Source organism: Streptomyces sp. NPDC086080, assembly GCF_044540255.1.
Lineage (GTDB): Bacteria > Actinomycetota > Actinomycetes > Streptomycetales > Streptomycetaceae > Streptomyces.
In genome coordinates, this window is the sequence record NZ_JBITRU010000044.1 from 22,079 (window position 1) to 38,292 (window position 16,214).

Below are 16,214 nucleotides of genomic sequence, written 5' to 3' on the forward strand. Positions count from 1 at the left end.
CTCAGCCCATGGCGGCAGCCGTGGACGTCATCATGGGCTGGTCCAGGTGAACGGTCGTATCGCACAGGCGCTCCACCTGCGCCGGGTCGTGGGAGACGAGCAGGACCGCTCGGCGGCCGTGCAGTGCGGCGATGGACTGTTCGACCTTGTCCCTGCTGCGTTCGTCGAGTGCGCTGGTGGGCTCGTCGAGCAGCAGTGCTGCCGGCTCCAGAGCCAGGGCGCGGGCAAGGCAGAGGCGCTGGCGCTGCCCTGCGGACAGGTTCTGCGCGGGCGAATCGAGCCGGTCGGCAACCTCCTTCCACAGTCCGGCCTCCTCCAGCGCCTGCTCTGCCCGCTCCCGAAGGGCCTCCTGGGAGGCCCGCAGGACATGGCGGAGACCGAACAGGGCGTTGTCGAGGATGCTGCCGCCGAAGACGACCGGTGTCTGGGGCACGAGTACGATCTTGGCCCTCAGATCGGCGTCTCCCTTGCCGGGCGCGATCGTCCGGTCGAGCACCCGCAGTTCCCCGTCACGGGTCAGCCCGTTGGGCAGCAGTTCCACCAAAGCGCGCAGGACGGTGGACTTGCCCACTCCCGACGGTCCGCACAACCCGGTGGTGGAACCGTGTTCGAGGCTGAACGAGACGGGCCCGACCAGGGTTTTCTCGCGGCTGCGTACGCGGAGCTCGCGCACGGTGATTATGTTGTCCATCGCTCCCCCTCGAAGCGGTTGCGCAGCGCGACCGCCGCGCTGAGAAGTACTGCCGTGATCAGGACCAGCACCATCGCGCTTCCCCATGCCTGGGTGACGGCCCGGGGGTCACCCGAGTCCTGGGAAAGAGTGAAGATGTGGGTCGGCAAGGCCTGTACCGGCGCTTCGACGATGCCGCTCGGCACGGCGGGCGCGCCGAAGAAGACAGTCGCGGTGAACAGCAGCGGGGCGGTTTCGCCCGCGGCTCGGGCCAGGCCGAGGAGCAGGCCGGTGATCGTCGCCGGCCAGGTGTACGGAACGACGACGGAGCGGACGAACTGCGCGCGCGTCAGCCCCAGGGACAGGGCGCTCTCCGTGAGTTCAGGAGGAATGCTCCTGACGCGGGCGGAGGTGGTCAGAGCGATCACCGGCACCACGACGGGAACGAGTACGATCGCGCCCGCCAGCCAGGACCGGCCCCAGCCCATCGTGGTGGACAGGATCACGAAACCGGCCAGCCCCAGCAGGATGGTGGGCGCCCCTCCGAGGACGACGGTGAGGGTCTGCAGCACGCGTGCCGTGCGCTCGGAGGCGTGAATTCCGATCAGGACGCCCGCGCCGAAGCCCAGGGGCAGAGCCAGGACGGCCGTGGCGGTGATGAGCAGCAGAGTGCCGACGATCTGATCGCGCACGCCTCCTCCGGCCGCGCCCGTCGCCGGCGTGAACCAGAAGGACGGATGGAACGCCGAACTTCCCCGCGTCACCAGCAGAGCGAGCATGCCGGCGAGGAGGATGCTGGGCAGCAGCAGGGCCCCCATCCGCAGCGCCATCATCAGTCGGTCCCGCTGCAGCCGCATCCGCGGCGTGTCCCGGAACCGGAACTGGGGGACGCGCTCGGCCGCTGAGCCTCGGGTGCGACCTCGTGTGCCCCAGATGGTGGCGGCGGCCACCAGCGCCAGGAGGATGAGGCCGAGTCCACACAGAGCGGCGAAGTAGGGACCGGATGTTCCGGCCAACACGGGTTCCGGGCCGGCGAGCTTCGTCGTGAGCGTCTGGCCGGGGTGGACCAGCGAGTCGAGGAACCCTCCGAAGCTGGTGGGCATTCGGCCGTCCGCCCGGCCCACGACCAGGAAAACGGCGATGGCCTCGCCCAGTGCCCGGGCCAGACCGAGCAGAACGGCCGCTCGCATGGCCGGCCGCGCCAGCGGCAGTACCGCCGAACGGACCACTTCCCGCCGGGTCAGGCCGAGTGAGTAGGCAGCCTCGCGGACGCGGTCGGGCACTGCGGAGAGTGCGTCGACACTGACGGCCACGATCGTGGGAGTGATCATGACCGCGAGAACGATGCCGGCGGCCGCGAGACTGTCCCCGCCGGGTACGTTGGCGAATTTCGCGATGACAGGACGGACGACGATGATGCCGATGAGGCCGTAGACGATGGACGGCACGGCGGCGAGCAACTCCACGCACATACGCAGCGGTCGCGCCAAGCGGGGCGGCAGGTACTCCGACAGCGCCACGGCCGCTGCCCAGCTGACGGGAACGGCGATGACGAGGGCGAGAACCGACACCACCGCCGTGCCGTAGATCATTGCCAGGCCGCCGTACACGGAGTTGGCCGGGCTCCACGAGGCTTCGGACAGCAGCGCCAACCATTCCACGTGGCCGCCGACGATGCCTGCGGTGAGATACCCAACGACGGTCAGGAGCAGAGCCGCCACGGCGAACGCCCCGGCATACACCCAGCCCCAGATCCACTTCGAGGGGCGCGGGCGGCCGCCGGTGTCGGGTGCGACGGGCGGCCGAGTCAGGGTTTTGGTGGTCATCGGTTACTTCCCGATTTCCTTGAGGGTCAGGTAGCCGTGCTTGGTCATCAGCTTCTGGCCCTTGGAGGAAAGGACGTAGTCGATGAACTTCTTGGCGGCTCCCTCCGGCTGGCCGTCGGTGATCAAGTACAGAGGCCGGGCCATGGGGTACTTGCCGGACGCGATGTTCTCGGGGGAGGGCTCGATGCCGTCGAGCGTCACCGCGGCCAGACCGTCGCGCCCTTCGACGAAGCTGGTGGACAGCGGTGCCACGGCGCCCGGTGTGGACTCCAGCTTGTTGCGGGTTTCGAGGTTGCCCCCGACGATGGCGTAATTGCCCGACTCCGGCGGCGGCGGGGCCTTCTCGTCCCCGTAGATGTACTTGTCGAGGACCTCTCGGGTTCCGCGTCCCGGCTCCTTGTCGTAGACGAAGACGTCGAGGTCCGGGCCGCCCACTTCCGACCAGTTGTTGATCTTTCCCTCGAACAGGTCACGAACCTGGTCGGCGGTGAGGTTCTTCACCCCGCCGTCGGCGACTTCCTTGGTGACGATGACACCGACGGCGTCCGCACCGATCTGTGTGGGGAGGAAGTCGGTGCTGGGGCTGGCGGCCTTGTCCTCTTCGGCCAGAGGCTTCGAGCTCAACGCGATGTTGATCTGGCCCGCTGCGAGCTGGGAGATGCCGCCGGCCGAACCTCCCTGAGTGGCCACGGTGATGTCGAGCCCGTCGGCCTTGAGGGCCTCGGCTGCGTCCGCGGCCACCGGCGCTACGGTGGTCGACCCGCTGACCTGCAGGGCTCCGCCCTTTCCTGCTCCGCCGTCGGCGCAGCCCGCCAGGGACACGACCGCCAGAGCCGAGGTGATGAGCCATGCGCGGCGGCGATTCTTGCTGAACATTGCTGAAGCCCTTCCTTCGTGCGAGACCGCGGTACGTGGGATGAGGGGGAACGCGGCGTGTCGCGGTGCCCCTTGGGCGGTCACCGGTGTGACGGAAGGAGAAGGGCCGGCCGGGAGAGAGGCACATCCCGGTCGGTTGTGCTGCCGGTCGTGCGGAGCGGACCGGGCAGGCAGGTCGAGGCAGCGGCGACAGCCGGTGCCGAGAAGAGTGGAGATATGCACATGTCAGGTCCTTCGGGGTTGGCGGTGCCCTGAAAGAGACGCGGGACGACTCTTCGTGAAGAGCGGCTGCCCGCGCAGGCTGCGGTGGATCTGGCGAGCGGTGCCGGCGGTTCACACCCGTCGGCACACGGACGCAGGCGACCGGGCGCCGTGGCCCGGTCTGTGGCGGTCTCTACGAGGCCGCGGTGAGCCAGACGGTGCCGGACGCGTCCAGATGGACGTACGTACCGTCGGCTGCGTGGCTGGTGTGCATGGAGCCGCTGAGGAAGTGCCAGGTGCGGTCGGCGCGTTCGGGCAGCAGGGTGCTGAGGTTGATCCGAGCCTCTGCCGGGGACGGGTTGTGCAGGCCCAGCACCACGCGCGAGCGGTCGGCGGGCTCGTGCAGCACACCCTCGATGCCGTCGGCGTCCAGCCTGCGGACCAGGGCGTCCTCGGCGAAGGCGGCCGCGATGTGGGGCCTGTCCAGACAACGGGACAGAGCGGGAGCCCCGTGCCACAGGGCCTGGGCGGGTGCGAGGGTAGTCACAGCAGGGGCCTTCCTGTCATGGCGGATCCGGGTTTGTGTCCCAGAAGGTGCAGGACGGTGGGGGCCACATCGGCCAGCGTGGCCCTCTCCGGCAGTGCGGGTGCCGGCGTGTCGCTCCTGTTGGGGACGACCACCAGTGGGACGGGGTTGGTGGTGTGTCCGCCGTAGGACCGCACGGTGCCGTCCGGTGCCTGCTTGGTCATATGTTCGGCATTGCCGTGGTCGCCGACGGCGAGCACCCACCGGCGACCGTCGCGGGCCGCTCGCAGGATCTGCTCCATCGCGGCGTCGGTGGCCTCGCAGGCGGTGACGGTGGCGGCGAGGTTGCCCGTGTGTCCGACCACGTCGATGTTGGCCAGGTTGGCGATGACCAGATCGACGTCCGTGCGGGCGGCGGCTTCGACCACGGCCGCGGTGACGCGGTCGAGATTCATCCGGGGACGGGCGACGTAGTCCGCCTCTCCGTCACCGGTGATGCGCACGTGTTCTTCTCCGCTGCGCTCCGTCGCGTCACGGCCGTTGATGTAGTACGTGACGTGCTCGAATTTCTCCGCCTCGGCGATGCGGACACTGCGCAACCCCGCCGCGGCGAGCTCGTCGGCGAGGCCGCCGGAGGCGTCCGCGCGCTCCACGAGAGCGGGTATGGCGGTGCGGGTGTCGTACTGGGCCAGGCTGACCATGTCCACCGAGCGACCGGTGGCCGTCAGGTGCTCACTGAGGCGGTCGGCGAACTGCTGGATGCGGTCGCTGCGGAAGTTGAACCACAGCACCGTGTCCCCGTCGGCGATCCTGGCGTCTCCCGCAGGCGTGAGCACGGTGGCGGGAACCCATTCGTCGCCGCGCTCACTGGCGCCGACCGCTGTGTGGATACTGTCGGTGGACGTGCCGTGCCCGTCGGCGACCAGGGCGACCGCCTGTTCGGTCAGATCGAGCTTGCCGGCCTTGTCCATCGCGTAGCCGCGACCGATGATGGTGGCGATCCGTCCCGCACCGGTCCGGGCGGTCAGCTCGGTCACCCGCGTCAGGTAGGTCTCGCCGGTGTGGTCGGCGACATCGCGGCCGTCGGTGATCGCATGGATGAACACGCGCTGCACCTGGTGTGCGGCTGCGACGGCCAGCAGTTCGCCGAGGTGCTCGACGTGGGCGTGGATCTGGCCGTCCGAGCACAGACCGATCAGGTGCAGCGCGCCCGCGGCCGCGGCGGTCTTCTCCAACAGGGCGCCCAGTCGTGGATGCGTGCGCAGGGAACCGCTGTCGATGGCCTGCTGGACCAGCAGGCTGTCGTAGGGCAGGGGCCGTCCGGCCCCGATGACCATGTGGCCGATCTCGGAGTTGCCGACCGTGCCGGGAAGCAGGCCGACCGCTTCGCCGGAGGCCTCGGCCAGGGTGCTCGGGTGACGGGCGACCAGGTCGTCCAGGACAGGGGTGTGGGCCAGCGTCAGGGCGTTGTCGTCGGCCGCATCGGCGTGGCCCCAGCCGTCGAGGACCAGGAGGACGCCCGGGCCGGCGAGCACCGGTTCAGGTGTGCTCACTTGGTGCTCTCCAGGGTGGGGTGCAGGGTGTCGAGGGTCTGCCAGAAGGTGGGGAAGGACTTGGCGACGCAGCCGGGGTCCTTGATGACCACGCCTTCGGTGCGCAGGCCGCCGATGGCGAAGGTCATGGCGATGCGATGGTCGTCGTAGGTGTCGATGACCGCGCCGTGCGGGGTGCCGCCGGTGATGTACATCGCGTCCGCGTGTTCCTCGACGTCGATGCCCATCTTGCGCAGCTCGGTGGTGACGGCGGCGATGCGGTCGCACTCCTTGACGCGCAGGGAGGCGATGTTGGTGATGCGGGTGGTGCCCTCGGCGTAGGCGGCGGCGATCGCCAGGGAGGGCACGACGTCGGGCATGGCCTCCATGTCGATGTCGATGCCGTGCAGGGGCCCGCCGGTCAGGGTGATCGAGTCGTCGGTGACCTCGGTGCGGCAGCCCATCCGTTCCAGGGCTCGGACGAGGTGGACGTCTCCCTGGTGGGAATCGGTGCCGATGCCCGGGATGACGACCCGCGACTGCAGGATGGCGGCGGCGGCCAGGAAGTAGGACATGCCGGAGGCGTCCGGCTCGACCGTCACCTGTCCGCCGCGGGCCTGCTGCCCGGCCGGGACGGTGAAACTGCGGTATTCGTCCCGGTCGACGCTGACGCCCATCTCCTTGAGCGCGGCGAGCGTCATCTCCACGTACGGCTTGGAGATCAGCTCGTCGCTGATGGTGATCTCGGTGTCGGTCTGGGCGCGCAGTGCGTTGATGATGAGGCTGGAGGTGAACTGACTGGATACGGCGCCGCTGATGGATGTGGCGCCGCCCTTGAAGGAGCCGCCGATCACACGGATGGGCGGGCTGCCGTTGCCGCGCACCGCGGTGGCGTCCACACCGAGCGCGGGCAGGGCCTTGAGCAGGTCTCCCATGGGACGTTCCTGCATGCGGGCGTTGCCGGTGATGACCGTGGTGCCTTCGGCGTGCCCGGCCATGGAGATCAGGAACCGCAGCGGGGTGCCCGCACCGCCGACGAAGATCTCCTCGCTCGGGGCGCGCATCGCCTTGCCCGTGGGGGTGACGCGTATACGAGCAGTGGCGTGGTCGATGTCGCAGGTGACGTGGCCGAACGCCTCGATGGCGCGGGCGAGGTAGACCGTGTCGTCCGACAGCAGCGCGTTGTCGATGACGGTTTCCTGCCCGGACAGGGAGGCGATGGCCAGGTAGCGGTTGGTGTAGCTCTTGGAGCCCAGGACGCGGACGGTCTCGTCGAAACCGGCCAGTGTCCGGACGGTGAGGGACTCGGCCTCGAGGCGCGGGTCGGGCGTGGCGGACATGCGGTGCCTCCAGCGAAGGGGGGACGGGTGGTGGGTGCTTGCGGCCGGTGAGGGGTTCAGGCTTTGCCGACCCGGCAGGCGAAGCACTTGAAGGCCTGCTGGCCGGAGAGGTTGTCGTAGAAGCGGTCGTCAGGGAGGGTGTTGGCCGCCTCGTAGCGTGGGTCGTCGAAGAGGTCGCCCAGCTTCTGTGCAGGGCCGAACGTGTTGGGGACGAACACGGTGTCCGTTCTGATCCCCTCCCACAGCAGAGCCGTGCCGGTCACTGATCCGCGAGGGCTTTCGACGCGGACGTCGTCGCGGTCGGCGATGCCCAGGCGGCGAGCCGTGTCGGGATGGATCTGGATGAAGCGGATGCCGTTGAGCTGCTTGCCCGTCGGTGTCCAGTGGGTGACTTCGGCGAAGTGGACGACACTGGGCCGGCCGGTCATGCCCATCAGCGGGAAGTCGCGGTGCACCGCGTCGCTGCCGGGCACCCCCAGTCGTACCGGATGGGTGACGGCCTGGGGGTTGATGGGGTTGGTGACGAACTTCCTGCTGTAGGCGAGGGTCGGGTTCTTCCCGGTGACCTCGGGATGCGTGTAGAAGATCGGCAGGGCGCTGTGACCGGTGACGGCCAGCTTCTTCTCCAGCTCCGAGGTGGTGATCTCCACCTTGCCGCTGGGGGTGAGGAAGCGTTTGCCCCGGTGGGCAGGGTTCAGCGACTCGGCGGCCTGGTACCAGCTGGGGTGATCCAGGTAGAGGGTGCTCATGCCGGGGTGGTCGGTGGTGGGGCACGGCCAGCGCAGCGGCTCGGTCCGCTTGCGCATCCGCGTGCGGGTCATGCCGCCCATGCCGGGGGTGTGGGTGACGAAGTCGTCCCACAGGTTCTTGTAGTCCATCCACCGCTCGGGGAACGCCTCACGCCATTCGGCGCCGGGCCGGCGGGTGTCCAGCTCCGCCAGGGCGTGGGCCAGGCCGATCCAGATCTCCCAGTCCGGCCGGGACTCGCCGACCCGGTCGACGACCTGGTCCTGCCAGCGGATGGCCCGGTCGTCGCGGCGCATGTAGACGCCGTCCATCTCCAGCCCGCTGCAGACCGGCAGGATGATGTCGGCGTAGTACGCGGCCTCTTCCATGAAAAGGCCGGTGTAGACGTAGAAGTCGAGCTGCTCGAAGGCTTTCTTGACCTTGGTCGTGTTCGCGGAGGACACCAGCGGGTTGCCCTGGGTCATCACCGCGCGCAGCCGGTAGGGGTTGTTCGTCAGGATGGACTCGGCGAAGTAGTCCGGGCCGACCGGCAGGGCTTCGCGCCGCTCGGGCACCTCGGCCTTCAGCGGCGGCAGGTGGAGGTCGCCGGGCCAGGTGTTGTGCATGAAGTTGCAGCCGCCGCCCGGCTGCCCGATGTTGCCGGTGACCGCGGCCAGGAAGGTGGCGACCCGGTAGGTGTCGAAGGCACCGAGCTGGTGGGAGATCCCGGCGTTGCAGAAGATCGCCGCCGGCTTCGCCGTCGCGTACTCCACGGCCATCCCGGTGATGACGCCGGCCTTGAGACCAGTGACCTTCGCCGCCCATGCGGGGGTGTACTGGTGCTTGGCCAGATGGGCGCGCAGCTCGTCGAAGCCGACCACCCACCGCTTGACGAAGGCCTTGTCGTACAGCCCCTCCTCCACGATGTGGTGGAGCATGGCCAGAAGCAGCGCGAGGTCGGTGTGCGGCTTGGGCGCCACCCACCGGTCGGCCACAGCTCCGGTCGGAGTCAGACGCGGGTCGACGACGGTCAGGGTGGCCTTGGTCTTCTCGCGGCCGCGCAGCAGGTAGTCGAAGGTCACCGGGTGGGTCTCGGCCTGGTTGGTGCCCAGGAACAGGTAGTGGCGGGCTGAGCCGAGGTCGTCCTTGCCCGTCGACCCGTCGGTCCCGTACCCATTGGTGAAGTTCCCCAGACCGAAGGTCGTCGCCAGGGCGTTGCCGCCGGCGTCGTTGCAGACCGGGCCGACGTCGGCGTTGTTGGGGCTGCCCAGCATCGTGAACAAGCGGGCCACGAGCGATCCGGTGCCGCGGGGCATGCGGCCGGTGGTGCGGTTGGCGATGGTGTGCGCCTGTCCGGCATCGCGCAGTGCCAGGAACTTCCTCGCGATGGTGCGCAGGGCCTCTTCCCAGCTCACGGCCTCGAACGTGGAGTGGGGCGAGCCCTTAGCGCCGGAGACACGGCGCAGTGGACGGGTCAGTCGCTCGGCGTTGTAGACGAGCTGAGGCATCAGCTCGGCCTTGACGCACACCTGTCCCTGCTGGACGGGGTCGTGGTCCTCGCCGCGCACGGCCAGTACCCGGCCCGCTTTGAGATCGACGTTGAGTCGGCAGTTGGAGTTGCAGAACTGGCAGGCTGTGGCGACGGTCTTGTCAGGGGTCAGGGCAGCGGACTGGTCGGTGAAGTCCGTGCCTGTTCGGCCCACGGGCCCGGATGTCCCGCTCGTTGCGCCGGGTTCCGCGGCGTGTGCGGAGACCACCGGAAGCAGAACCGGCGTTCCGAGGCCGGCGCCGCCGATGACGCTGCCGCGGACGAAGCCCCGTCGGGACAGGCCGTGCTGATCGTGCTTCATGGAGACGTGGTGATCCTTCCGCCTGGTGTGGGGAACGAGGCGGGCATGGCGGTGCCCGGGCCGTGCGGGCACGCCGCACGACCTTGTGACAAGCAGATGTGTTGTGGTGGTGGTCAGTGCGTGGGTGTCGGCAGTGAGCCGGCTTCGGCCCTGGTGCGTACGGAGGCCAGGAACGCCCTGAGGATCTTGTGTTCGGCTCCCGGCGCGGACGACAGTTCAGGCTGGAAGAGACTGCCCATGAAGAACGGATGGCCGGTGATCTCCAGTGCGCGCGGTGCGCCGTCGCTGTCCCAGGCACTGAGCTGCAGCGAGCCCTGATTGGCGGCGTTCATGAAGGTGTCGGTCAACCCGTAGTCGCAGTGGAAGATCTCTTCGACCTCGGTCGTGCCGTAGATGGTGGCGAGCCGGGAGTCCTCCTTGACCTTCAAAGGAGCCTTCTCCCCCCGGAAGGAGCACTTCAGCGGTGTCACGAGGGGCATCAGCTTCTCGGGGTCCTCATCGATACCGTCTGCCTCCGGCAGGTGCAGCACGTTCTGGGCGTGCTCGATCAGGGCGCTGAAGAAGCCGCCGCAGGTGCCCAGGAACGGCAGCTGGTTCTCCCGTGCATGTCGTACGGCGATGTGCACGCCCTTCTGGTTGAAGTACGGCGCTCCCGGCACCACCCATATGCCGTCGAAGCCGTCCAGACGGGAGGCGTCGTGTATCTCGGTGGTCGGTATCCACTCGGTGGTCAGGTCCCACTGCTCACGCATCGCGTCGATCTTCGGGTGGGACGGCTCGTCGTGATTGCCGCGGTCTCCCACCAGGGCAAGGCGTGGCTGAGCAGAGACTGACATCGTTTTCCCTTCAACTGTTTCAGGAAGGTGTGGAACTGCCATCGCCAGTGACGGTCCCAGCCTTGTGGGCCCGGCAGAGCGCGTGCCGAGCGCTCCGCCGGCGCGGAAGTGGTGCTGTCTGAGGTGATGTCAGGACCGTGCCGCCACGCACGGATCCCGGGACAGAGAAGTGAGGGGTGCTACCGCCGCTCCGGCGGAGGTGTGACTGCGAGTCGTTGCCTACCGGATGTACGCATGTCTTCCAGCCCCCGATGCACCCCGTGCGGGAGCCCCTCTGCAGAACCCCCGTGCTGCTTCCCGCTCAATCTATCGATGGCGGTCTAAGTATTCGAGGGTTGCTTGAGCGGACTGGAAATGATCGCGCCACATCTGCACCGAGGAGCTCGGTCGCCCCGGGAGAGGGCGAGCAATGATCCGACCTCGGCCTCACCAGCCGCGTCGTCGGGATCGGCGCCCTGGCCGGCAGGGCCGGCGGCGGAGGGCCGGCTGGCCGGCCATCGGGTTGTCGCGTGTGTCTTTGCGCACGCCGGCACGGCAACTGGGCTCAGTGAGAGGTGCATTGTGGGGGGTTTGGGGAGATGGCCGGATCCGGCACGCAAAGTCGGCCGTTATCAACAGTGAAGGCTGTTGATAACGGTCAATGCTGTTTAGTTTGGCCTGGCTGGTGTCCGGGCTGCCCTTCATTCCCCCGTGGGCGGGCCGGCCCCGGCCGCCCTACGGGGCGCCAACCTGTTGCCTTCGAGGAGAAGCAAGTGAACCCCTCTGCCGGCCATCCCCGCCGATGGCAGATCCTGAGCATCCTGTGCCTGAGCCTGGTGCTGATCGGTCTGGACACCCTCATCCTGAACCTGGCGCTGCCCAGCATCCAGAAGGACCTGGACGCCACCAGCAGCCAACTGCAGTGGATGGTCGACTCCTACGCCCTGGCCTTCGGCGGACTGCTGCTCATGGCCGGCGGCCTGTCGGACCGGTTCGGCCGCAAGAGGCTGCTCTCCGTCGGGTTGGGCGCCTTCGCGCTGACCAGTCTCGGTGCCGCGTTCGCCTCCAACGCCGAAATGCTGATCACCTTCCGTGCCCTCATGGGTATCTCGGCCGCGCTGATGATGCCCGCCACCCTCGCCATCATCAAGGACGTCTTTCCGCGCGAGGAGCAGGGCAAAGCGATCGGCATCTGGTCGGGCGCGGCCGCCGTCGGCGTGCCGCTCGGCCCGCTCGTCAGTGGCATGCTGCTGGAGCACTTCTGGTGGGGCTCGATGTTCCTCATCAACGTGCCCCTGGCGGCCATCGCCTTGATCGGCGGAGCCAAGCTGATCCCCGAATCGAAGGCGGAGGGGCACCCCGGACTGGATCTTGTCGGCGCCCTTCTGTCGGTGGCCGGACTGGTCGCCATCGTCTACGGCCTGGTCGAGGCTCCGCACAACGGCTGGGGTGACGTCATCACCCTCGGCTCCCTCTTCCTCGGCGTAGTCCTGATGGTCGCCTTCGTCGTATGGGAGCGGAAGACCGCCCATCCGATGCTCGACGTCGGCCTGTTCCTCAATGGCCGCTACGGCGGCGGTGCCCTGGCCATCGCCTGTACCTCCTTCGGCCTTTACAGCGGCCTGTACCTGCTCACCCAGTACCTGCAGTCGGTGCTCGAACTGGACCCGCTGGGCGCGGGCCTGCGCATGCTCGCCATCGGCACGATGATGGTGGGGGCCCCTTTGTCGGCGAAGCTGGTGGAGCGCACAGGGCTGAAAGCCACAGTGGTGCTCGGCCTGCTGCTGTGCGCTGCGGGAATGGGCATCCTGGCCGGGCTCACCGTCGACGACGAGACGCAGGCGCTCATCGGGCTGGCCGTGTTCGGTTTCGGGATGGGCATCGCCCTGCCGGCTGCCGTGGATTCCATCCTGGTGGTCTCCGCCGCCCGTCAGGCGGGAGCCGGTTCTGCGGTGGCGGATGTGGGTATGCAGGTCGGAGGCGCGCTCGGCATCGCCATCAGCGGCAGCGTGATCGCCACGCTGTACCGCGACGACCTGCCCCAGGCAGCTCAACTGCCCGGCGAGGCCGGGCAAGCGGTACACGAATCCTTGGCAGGCGCGACCGCGGTGGCCCAGCAGCTCGGTGGCGCCGCCGGCCGGCGTGTCCTGGATGCCGCGCAGCAGTCGTTCGTCGGTGGATTCGCCACCACGCTGCTGATCGCCGTCGGCGTTGCCGCATCCGGTGCCGTGGCAGCCGCGTTCATCATGCCTCGTTCCCGCGTCACCGGAGACGATGGTTCCGTGAAGTCCGAAGCCGCCGCTCACAGCGACAGCGCCGACGCCCCTGCCGCCACCTGAAGCCCCGGGAGCGGACAGTGCATAGGATCGACTCGATAACCCGGTCCGCCCCGCAGGTCAGGATCGGGCCGGCCGGGCCGGACGCCCGGCCCGCTGGTGAGAGGGAGGTGGCGATGGCCCGGCCATCGAAGCTCAGGGTGGCGGTCAGCGATCCCGCCCAGTGGCTGAGTGAACGCGAACGGGCGCAGATGCTGGCGCCCAAGCTTCGGGCCCTGGCAGACGAGACCCGGCTGACACTGATCCTGCTGATCGCCCAACGCCCTCGTACCGTCAAGGAATTGCAGGAGGCCACTGGCCTGAGTCAGACCCTGGTCAGTCATCATCTGGCCCCGCTGCGGGAGCAGAACCTCGTCGAGGCGATCCCCAAGGGCCGTAGCAATCAGTACGTGATGTGCTGCCAGACCTTGGCCGAGCCGCTGCGCATGTTCGCCAGTCTGGCCGCCATGGATCCCGAAACGGTGGCGGCCTGCCTCCAGACGGAGGCTGACCAGCCCACTGCTGTCCAAGGGGCCTGACCGCTCACCCCGAAGGGGCCGGTGCTTCCCGCTTCAGAGGGAAGCACCGGCCCCTTCGGGGTGGAGCGCGTTACTGCCGCAGGTTGCTCTGAAAGCGGTCTCGAATGTCCAGAGTGCTGAGTGCGTTGGTCGCGCGCGGCGGGATCGCGCCCGTGCGGGGCAGCGTCTTGATGCAGATCAGGTGTGGGCCGGAAGCGGCCTGGGCCCGCACCATCGCCGCTTGCACAGCGTCTGCGTGGTCACAGACGATCGCGCCGGCGTAGCCGGCGGCCATCGCCATGTCGGGGAACGAGGTGGTCGCCGACGTCGTTGCCTGCCCGCCCGTCGACTCGTGTACCCGGTTGTCGAGCACTACGTGGATCAGATTGGCGGGTGCCTCACTCCCGATCATGGATAGCGCGCCCAGGTGCATCAGCAGCGCGCCGTCCCCGTCCAGGACCACCACGGTCCGCTCCGGATGCGTCAGTGCCACGCCGAGGCCGATGGAGGAGGCATGGCCCATGGACCCCTGCATGTAGAAGGTTGCGGGTCCATCCGCCACAGCGAACGTGTCACGACCGGTGAAACCGGTGGTGGCGACGACAGCCGCCCGCGGTGCGGCCGCGGTGACGAGTCGGATGGCCTCCGCGGCCGGCAGACCGTCGGTATGAGGGTCGTTGGCTGCGGTGGCCTTGCCGATGGCGCCACGCTCGACCAGCACGAAGGGCGCACGCTGCTCGGCCAGGTCCTTCCCCGCCTTTTCCAGGACCGTGGAGAATTCCTCCACCCCGTCCTGCGCGTACAGGGTGTGGTGCGGGGTGTCGACGCTGTCGAGGAGCCCAGGCGTCGCCGGCCCCATCACCGCGTGCTGGGGCTCGTCCGTGGCCGGGTCGGGCCAGCCGCGCAGACTGGTGAAGGTCAGGATCGGCAACTGATAGGTCATCACCAATGAGGTGAGCGGATTGATGAGGTTGCCCAGCCCGGAGTTCTGCAGCATGACGTAGGCGCGTTGCCCGCCAAGGGCAGCACCGGCGGCCACCGACAGCGCGCTGCCCTCGTTCGGGGCGGGCACGTACCGGCCCGGCTGGTTGCTCAGGTGCGCGATCGGACCGCCGAAGTGGGAGCAGGGAACACCGCTGGCGAAGGTGAAGCCGCGGTCGGCCAGCAGGTCGCAGAAGTCTTGAGCGGAAATCATGGACGGGGCAGCTCCGTTTCAGAGGTGGTGAGCCGTGCGGCGGCCGTCTCCTGGACTGCGGCCGGGGAACTGCGGGCGCGGCGGCGCATCTTGACACCCTCGACGATGATGGGGATACCGGAGACGAGGACGATACCGATGACGATGGCTTCGATGTTGTCGCGGACGAAGGCGATCTGCCCGAGGTAATGGCCGACCAGGGTCAGGCTGACCGACCACAGGACCGCACCGATCAGGTTGAACAGGAAGAACGTGCGGTAGGCCATGCGTCCGACGCCTGCGGTGATGGGGATGAAAGTGCGGAAGACGGGGATGAAACGGGCCATCACCAGGGCCTTGGGACCGTGCTTGAGCATGAACTGCTGAGCCCGTTCAGCGTGTTCCTGTTTGAAGAAGCGGGAGTTGGGGCGACGGAAGAGGGCGCCCCCCACTTTCCGGCCGAAGGCATAGCCGAACTGGTCGCCCAGGACGGCGGCCACGGCGATGGCGAGCATGACCAGCCACAAGGGCTGGTGGAGGAACTGGTCGTTGGCCACGAGAAGCCCCGCCGTGAACAGCAGCGAGTCGCCGGGCAGGAAGAAGCAGACGATGAGGCCGGATTCGGCGAAGACGGTGGCCATGATGCCCAGCAGCCCGAAACCGGATATGAGAGCTTCGGCGTCGAGCAAGGGCGATGAGGCGAGGTTTTGCACGGGCCCCCCTGGATGACGGCGCGAGTGAGCGGATGCCGTCTGCCGGCCCCGTAACGGGGCCGGCAGACGGGCGCGGGGTGATCAGGCGGCGGCCCAGTCGGGCCGCTCGTCAATACGTACGACGGCGCAAGTGATCGACACCCCGCCCCCGTGGGCGACGATCAGGACGTGGTCACCGGGACCGACCTGCCCGGTCTCCACGAGGTGCGTCAGACCTACGATCTGATCGTTGACCGTCATATGGCCGAGGTTGCGGCCGAAGTCGAGCAGGCCCTGTTCGGCGGAGAGCCCCATGGGGTCCAGGATGACCTTCAGATAGCTCTCCTGGCCGGTGAAGACGTGGCAGACACGGGTGACGTCGCCCGGTTCCAGACCGGCCTCGGCCAGGGTGCGGAGTGCTATCTCCGTGCGCAGCTCGCCCTGACGGCGCACGACCTCGGCGACGGTCTCCTCCAGCCCGCCGGCGGCGGCCAGACGCTCCTTGAAGTCGATGTCGCGGCCGACCGTCAGCGACGGCGGGAAGAGCGGCTCGGTCCCGCGGTACTGCTCCTCCACTTCGGCGGTGGAAGCGGTGTTGATGGACAGCAGGCTCGCGAAACCGTCGGACTTCGACAGCAGGATCGCGCTGCCTCCGTCACCGACGACACCGTTCTGGATGCCGAAGGCCCACCGGTTGAAGCTGGGGGTACCGACATTGTCGGAGCCGGTGAGCAGAGCGGCGTTGCGTTCGGGCACGGCCTTGAGGTAGCAGGCGGCCAGCTCCAATGAGCCGATCAGGCCGCTGCAGGCCTGCCAGACACGGAAGGAGGGCACGTCGCGGTCGGTCAGGTGCCGCAGAATGTAGTGCTGTGGCGACCAGCCCTCGGGCCCCTGCTCGTGGCCGCAGGCGTGGATGTGGAAGTCGATGTCGTGCGGGTGCAGCGCGGAGCGGTCCATGGCCTGCCGGGCGGCGGCGATCGCCATGTCCGGAGCGGGCATGTCGCCGGCGACCGCGGCGCCGGTCCAGCCGTAGAACTCGTACTCGTCCGCGTCGTACAGGCCCAGCGCGACGGCTTTGCGGGCGTCGACGATCTCGGGGATGTACGTGCCCAGACCGGCGATGCGAATGTCGGTGGTCTTCATGAAGTCGGTC

General features: G+C 68.5%; 13 protein-coding genes. 2 read left to right on the plus strand and 11 right to left on the minus strand.

Annotated features, from left to right (window positions below; all coding sequences use genetic code 11):
• Window position 1 precedes the first annotated feature (1 nt).
• The 8 genes from ACIF9R_RS33895 to ACIF9R_RS33930 form a co-directional block, all read right to left on the minus strand.
• Window positions 2–691: an ATP-binding cassette domain-containing protein gene (locus tag ACIF9R_RS33895; protein ID WP_399986259.1), complete on the minus strand. Its 690-nt coding sequence runs from the start codon at window positions 689–691 to the stop codon at window positions 2–4.
• Window positions 679–2,496, minus strand: coding sequence for a phosphate ABC transporter permease subunit PstC (gene pstC, locus ACIF9R_RS33900; RefSeq protein WP_399986260.1), 1,818 nt, complete (start codon window positions 2,494–2,496; stop codon window positions 679–681). The genes ACIF9R_RS33895 and pstC overlap by 13 nt, the downstream gene beginning before the upstream one ends.
• Window positions 2,497–2,499: 3 nt before the next feature.
• Window positions 2,500–3,372 (minus strand): phosphate ABC transporter substrate-binding protein, encoded by an 873-nt coding sequence (locus ACIF9R_RS33905; protein WP_399986261.1) that lies wholly within the window; start codon window positions 3,370–3,372, stop codon window positions 2,500–2,502.
• Window positions 3,373–3,766: 394 nt separating this feature from the next.
• Window positions 3,767–4,120 (minus strand): hypothetical protein, encoded by a 354-nt coding sequence (locus ACIF9R_RS33910; RefSeq protein WP_399986262.1) that lies wholly within the window; start codon window positions 4,118–4,120, stop codon window positions 3,767–3,769.
• Window positions 4,117–5,652, minus strand: coding sequence for a 2,3-bisphosphoglycerate-independent phosphoglycerate mutase (gpmI, locus tag ACIF9R_RS33915; protein ID WP_399986263.1), 1,536 nt, complete (start codon window positions 5,650–5,652; stop codon window positions 4,117–4,119). Before gpmI ends, ACIF9R_RS33910 begins: the two co-directional genes overlap by 4 nt.
• Entirely contained in the window at window positions 5,649–6,971 is a 1,323-nt protein-coding gene (gene aroA, locus ACIF9R_RS33920) for a 3-phosphoshikimate 1-carboxyvinyltransferase (RefSeq protein WP_399986264.1), read from the minus strand. Before aroA ends, gpmI begins: the two co-directional genes overlap by 4 nt.
• Window positions 6,972–7,027: 56 nt before the next feature.
• The gene (locus ACIF9R_RS33925; protein WP_399986265.1) at window positions 7,028–9,547 is read right to left on the minus strand and encodes a molybdopterin-dependent oxidoreductase; all 2,520 of its coding nucleotides are present in this window, start codon (window positions 9,545–9,547) and stop codon (window positions 7,028–7,030) included.
• 113 nt (window positions 9,548–9,660) lie between these two features.
• Window positions 9,661–10,383: a hypothetical protein gene (locus tag ACIF9R_RS33930; protein WP_399986266.1), complete on the minus strand. Its 723-nt coding sequence runs from the start codon at window positions 10,381–10,383 to the stop codon at window positions 9,661–9,663.
• 752 nt (window positions 10,384–11,135) lie between these two features.
• Here ACIF9R_RS33930 and ACIF9R_RS33935 point away from each other — a divergent pair.
• Window positions 11,136–12,701 (plus strand): MFS transporter, encoded by a 1,566-nt coding sequence (locus ACIF9R_RS33935; protein WP_399986267.1) that lies wholly within the window; start codon window positions 11,136–11,138, stop codon window positions 12,699–12,701.
• A 113-nt stretch (window positions 12,702–12,814) separates the two neighbouring features.
• Window positions 12,815–13,216 (plus strand): ArsR/SmtB family transcription factor, encoded by a 402-nt coding sequence (locus ACIF9R_RS33940; RefSeq protein ID WP_399986268.1) that lies wholly within the window; start codon window positions 12,815–12,817, stop codon window positions 13,214–13,216.
• Between the two features lie 70 nt (window positions 13,217–13,286).
• Here ACIF9R_RS33940 and aepY read toward each other — a convergent pair whose 3' ends face one another.
• The 3 genes from aepY to ACIF9R_RS33955 form a co-directional block, all read right to left on the minus strand.
• The gene (gene aepY / locus ACIF9R_RS33945) at window positions 13,287–14,390 is read right to left on the minus strand and encodes a phosphonopyruvate decarboxylase (RefSeq protein WP_399986269.1); all 1,104 of its coding nucleotides are present in this window, start codon (window positions 14,388–14,390) and stop codon (window positions 13,287–13,289) included.
• Entirely contained in the window at window positions 14,387–15,058 is a 672-nt protein-coding gene (locus ACIF9R_RS33950; RefSeq protein ID WP_399986270.1) for a DedA family protein, read from the minus strand. The genes aepY and ACIF9R_RS33950 overlap by 4 nt, the downstream gene beginning before the upstream one ends.
• Window positions 15,059–15,163: 105 nt before the next feature.
• The gene (locus tag ACIF9R_RS33955; RefSeq protein ID WP_399986271.1) at window positions 15,164–16,204 is read right to left on the minus strand and encodes a ketoacyl-ACP synthase III family protein; all 1,041 of its coding nucleotides are present in this window, start codon (window positions 16,202–16,204) and stop codon (window positions 15,164–15,166) included.
• Between the last annotated feature and the right edge of the window lie 10 nt (window positions 16,205–16,214).

Excerpts from the sequence above, each read along its gene's own strand:
- ACIF9R_RS33930 (WP_399986266.1), bottom strand. The coding sequence starts at position 10,383 with ATGTCAGTCTCTGCTCAGCCACGCCTTGCCCTGGTGGGAGACCGCGGC.
- ACIF9R_RS33925 (WP_399986265.1), bottom strand. The coding sequence starts at position 9,547 with ATGAAGCACGATCAGCACGGCCTGTCCCGACGGGGCTTCGTCCGCGGC.
- ACIF9R_RS33905 (WP_399986261.1), bottom strand. The coding sequence starts at position 3,372 with ATGTTCAGCAAGAATCGCCGCCGCGCATGGCTCATCACCTCGGCTCTG.
- ACIF9R_RS33895 (WP_399986259.1), bottom strand. The coding sequence starts at position 691 with ATGGACAACATAATCACCGTGCGCGAGCTCCGCGTACGCAGCCGCGAG.
- pstC (WP_399986260.1), bottom strand. The coding sequence starts at position 2,496 with ATGACCACCAAAACCCTGACTCGGCCGCCCGTCGCACCCGACACCGGC.
- ACIF9R_RS33940 (WP_399986268.1), top strand. The coding sequence starts at position 12,815 with ATGGCCCGGCCATCGAAGCTCAGGGTGGCGGTCAGCGATCCCGCCCAG.
- ACIF9R_RS33955 (WP_399986271.1), bottom strand. The coding sequence starts at position 16,204 with ATGAAGACCACCGACATTCGCATCGCCGGTCTGGGCACGTACATCCCC.
- aepY (WP_399986269.1), bottom strand. The coding sequence starts at position 14,390 with ATGATTTCCGCTCAAGACTTCTGCGACCTGCTGGCCGACCGCGGCTTC.
- aroA (WP_399986264.1), bottom strand. The coding sequence starts at position 6,971 with ATGTCCGCCACGCCCGACCCGCGCCTCGAGGCCGAGTCCCTCACCGTC.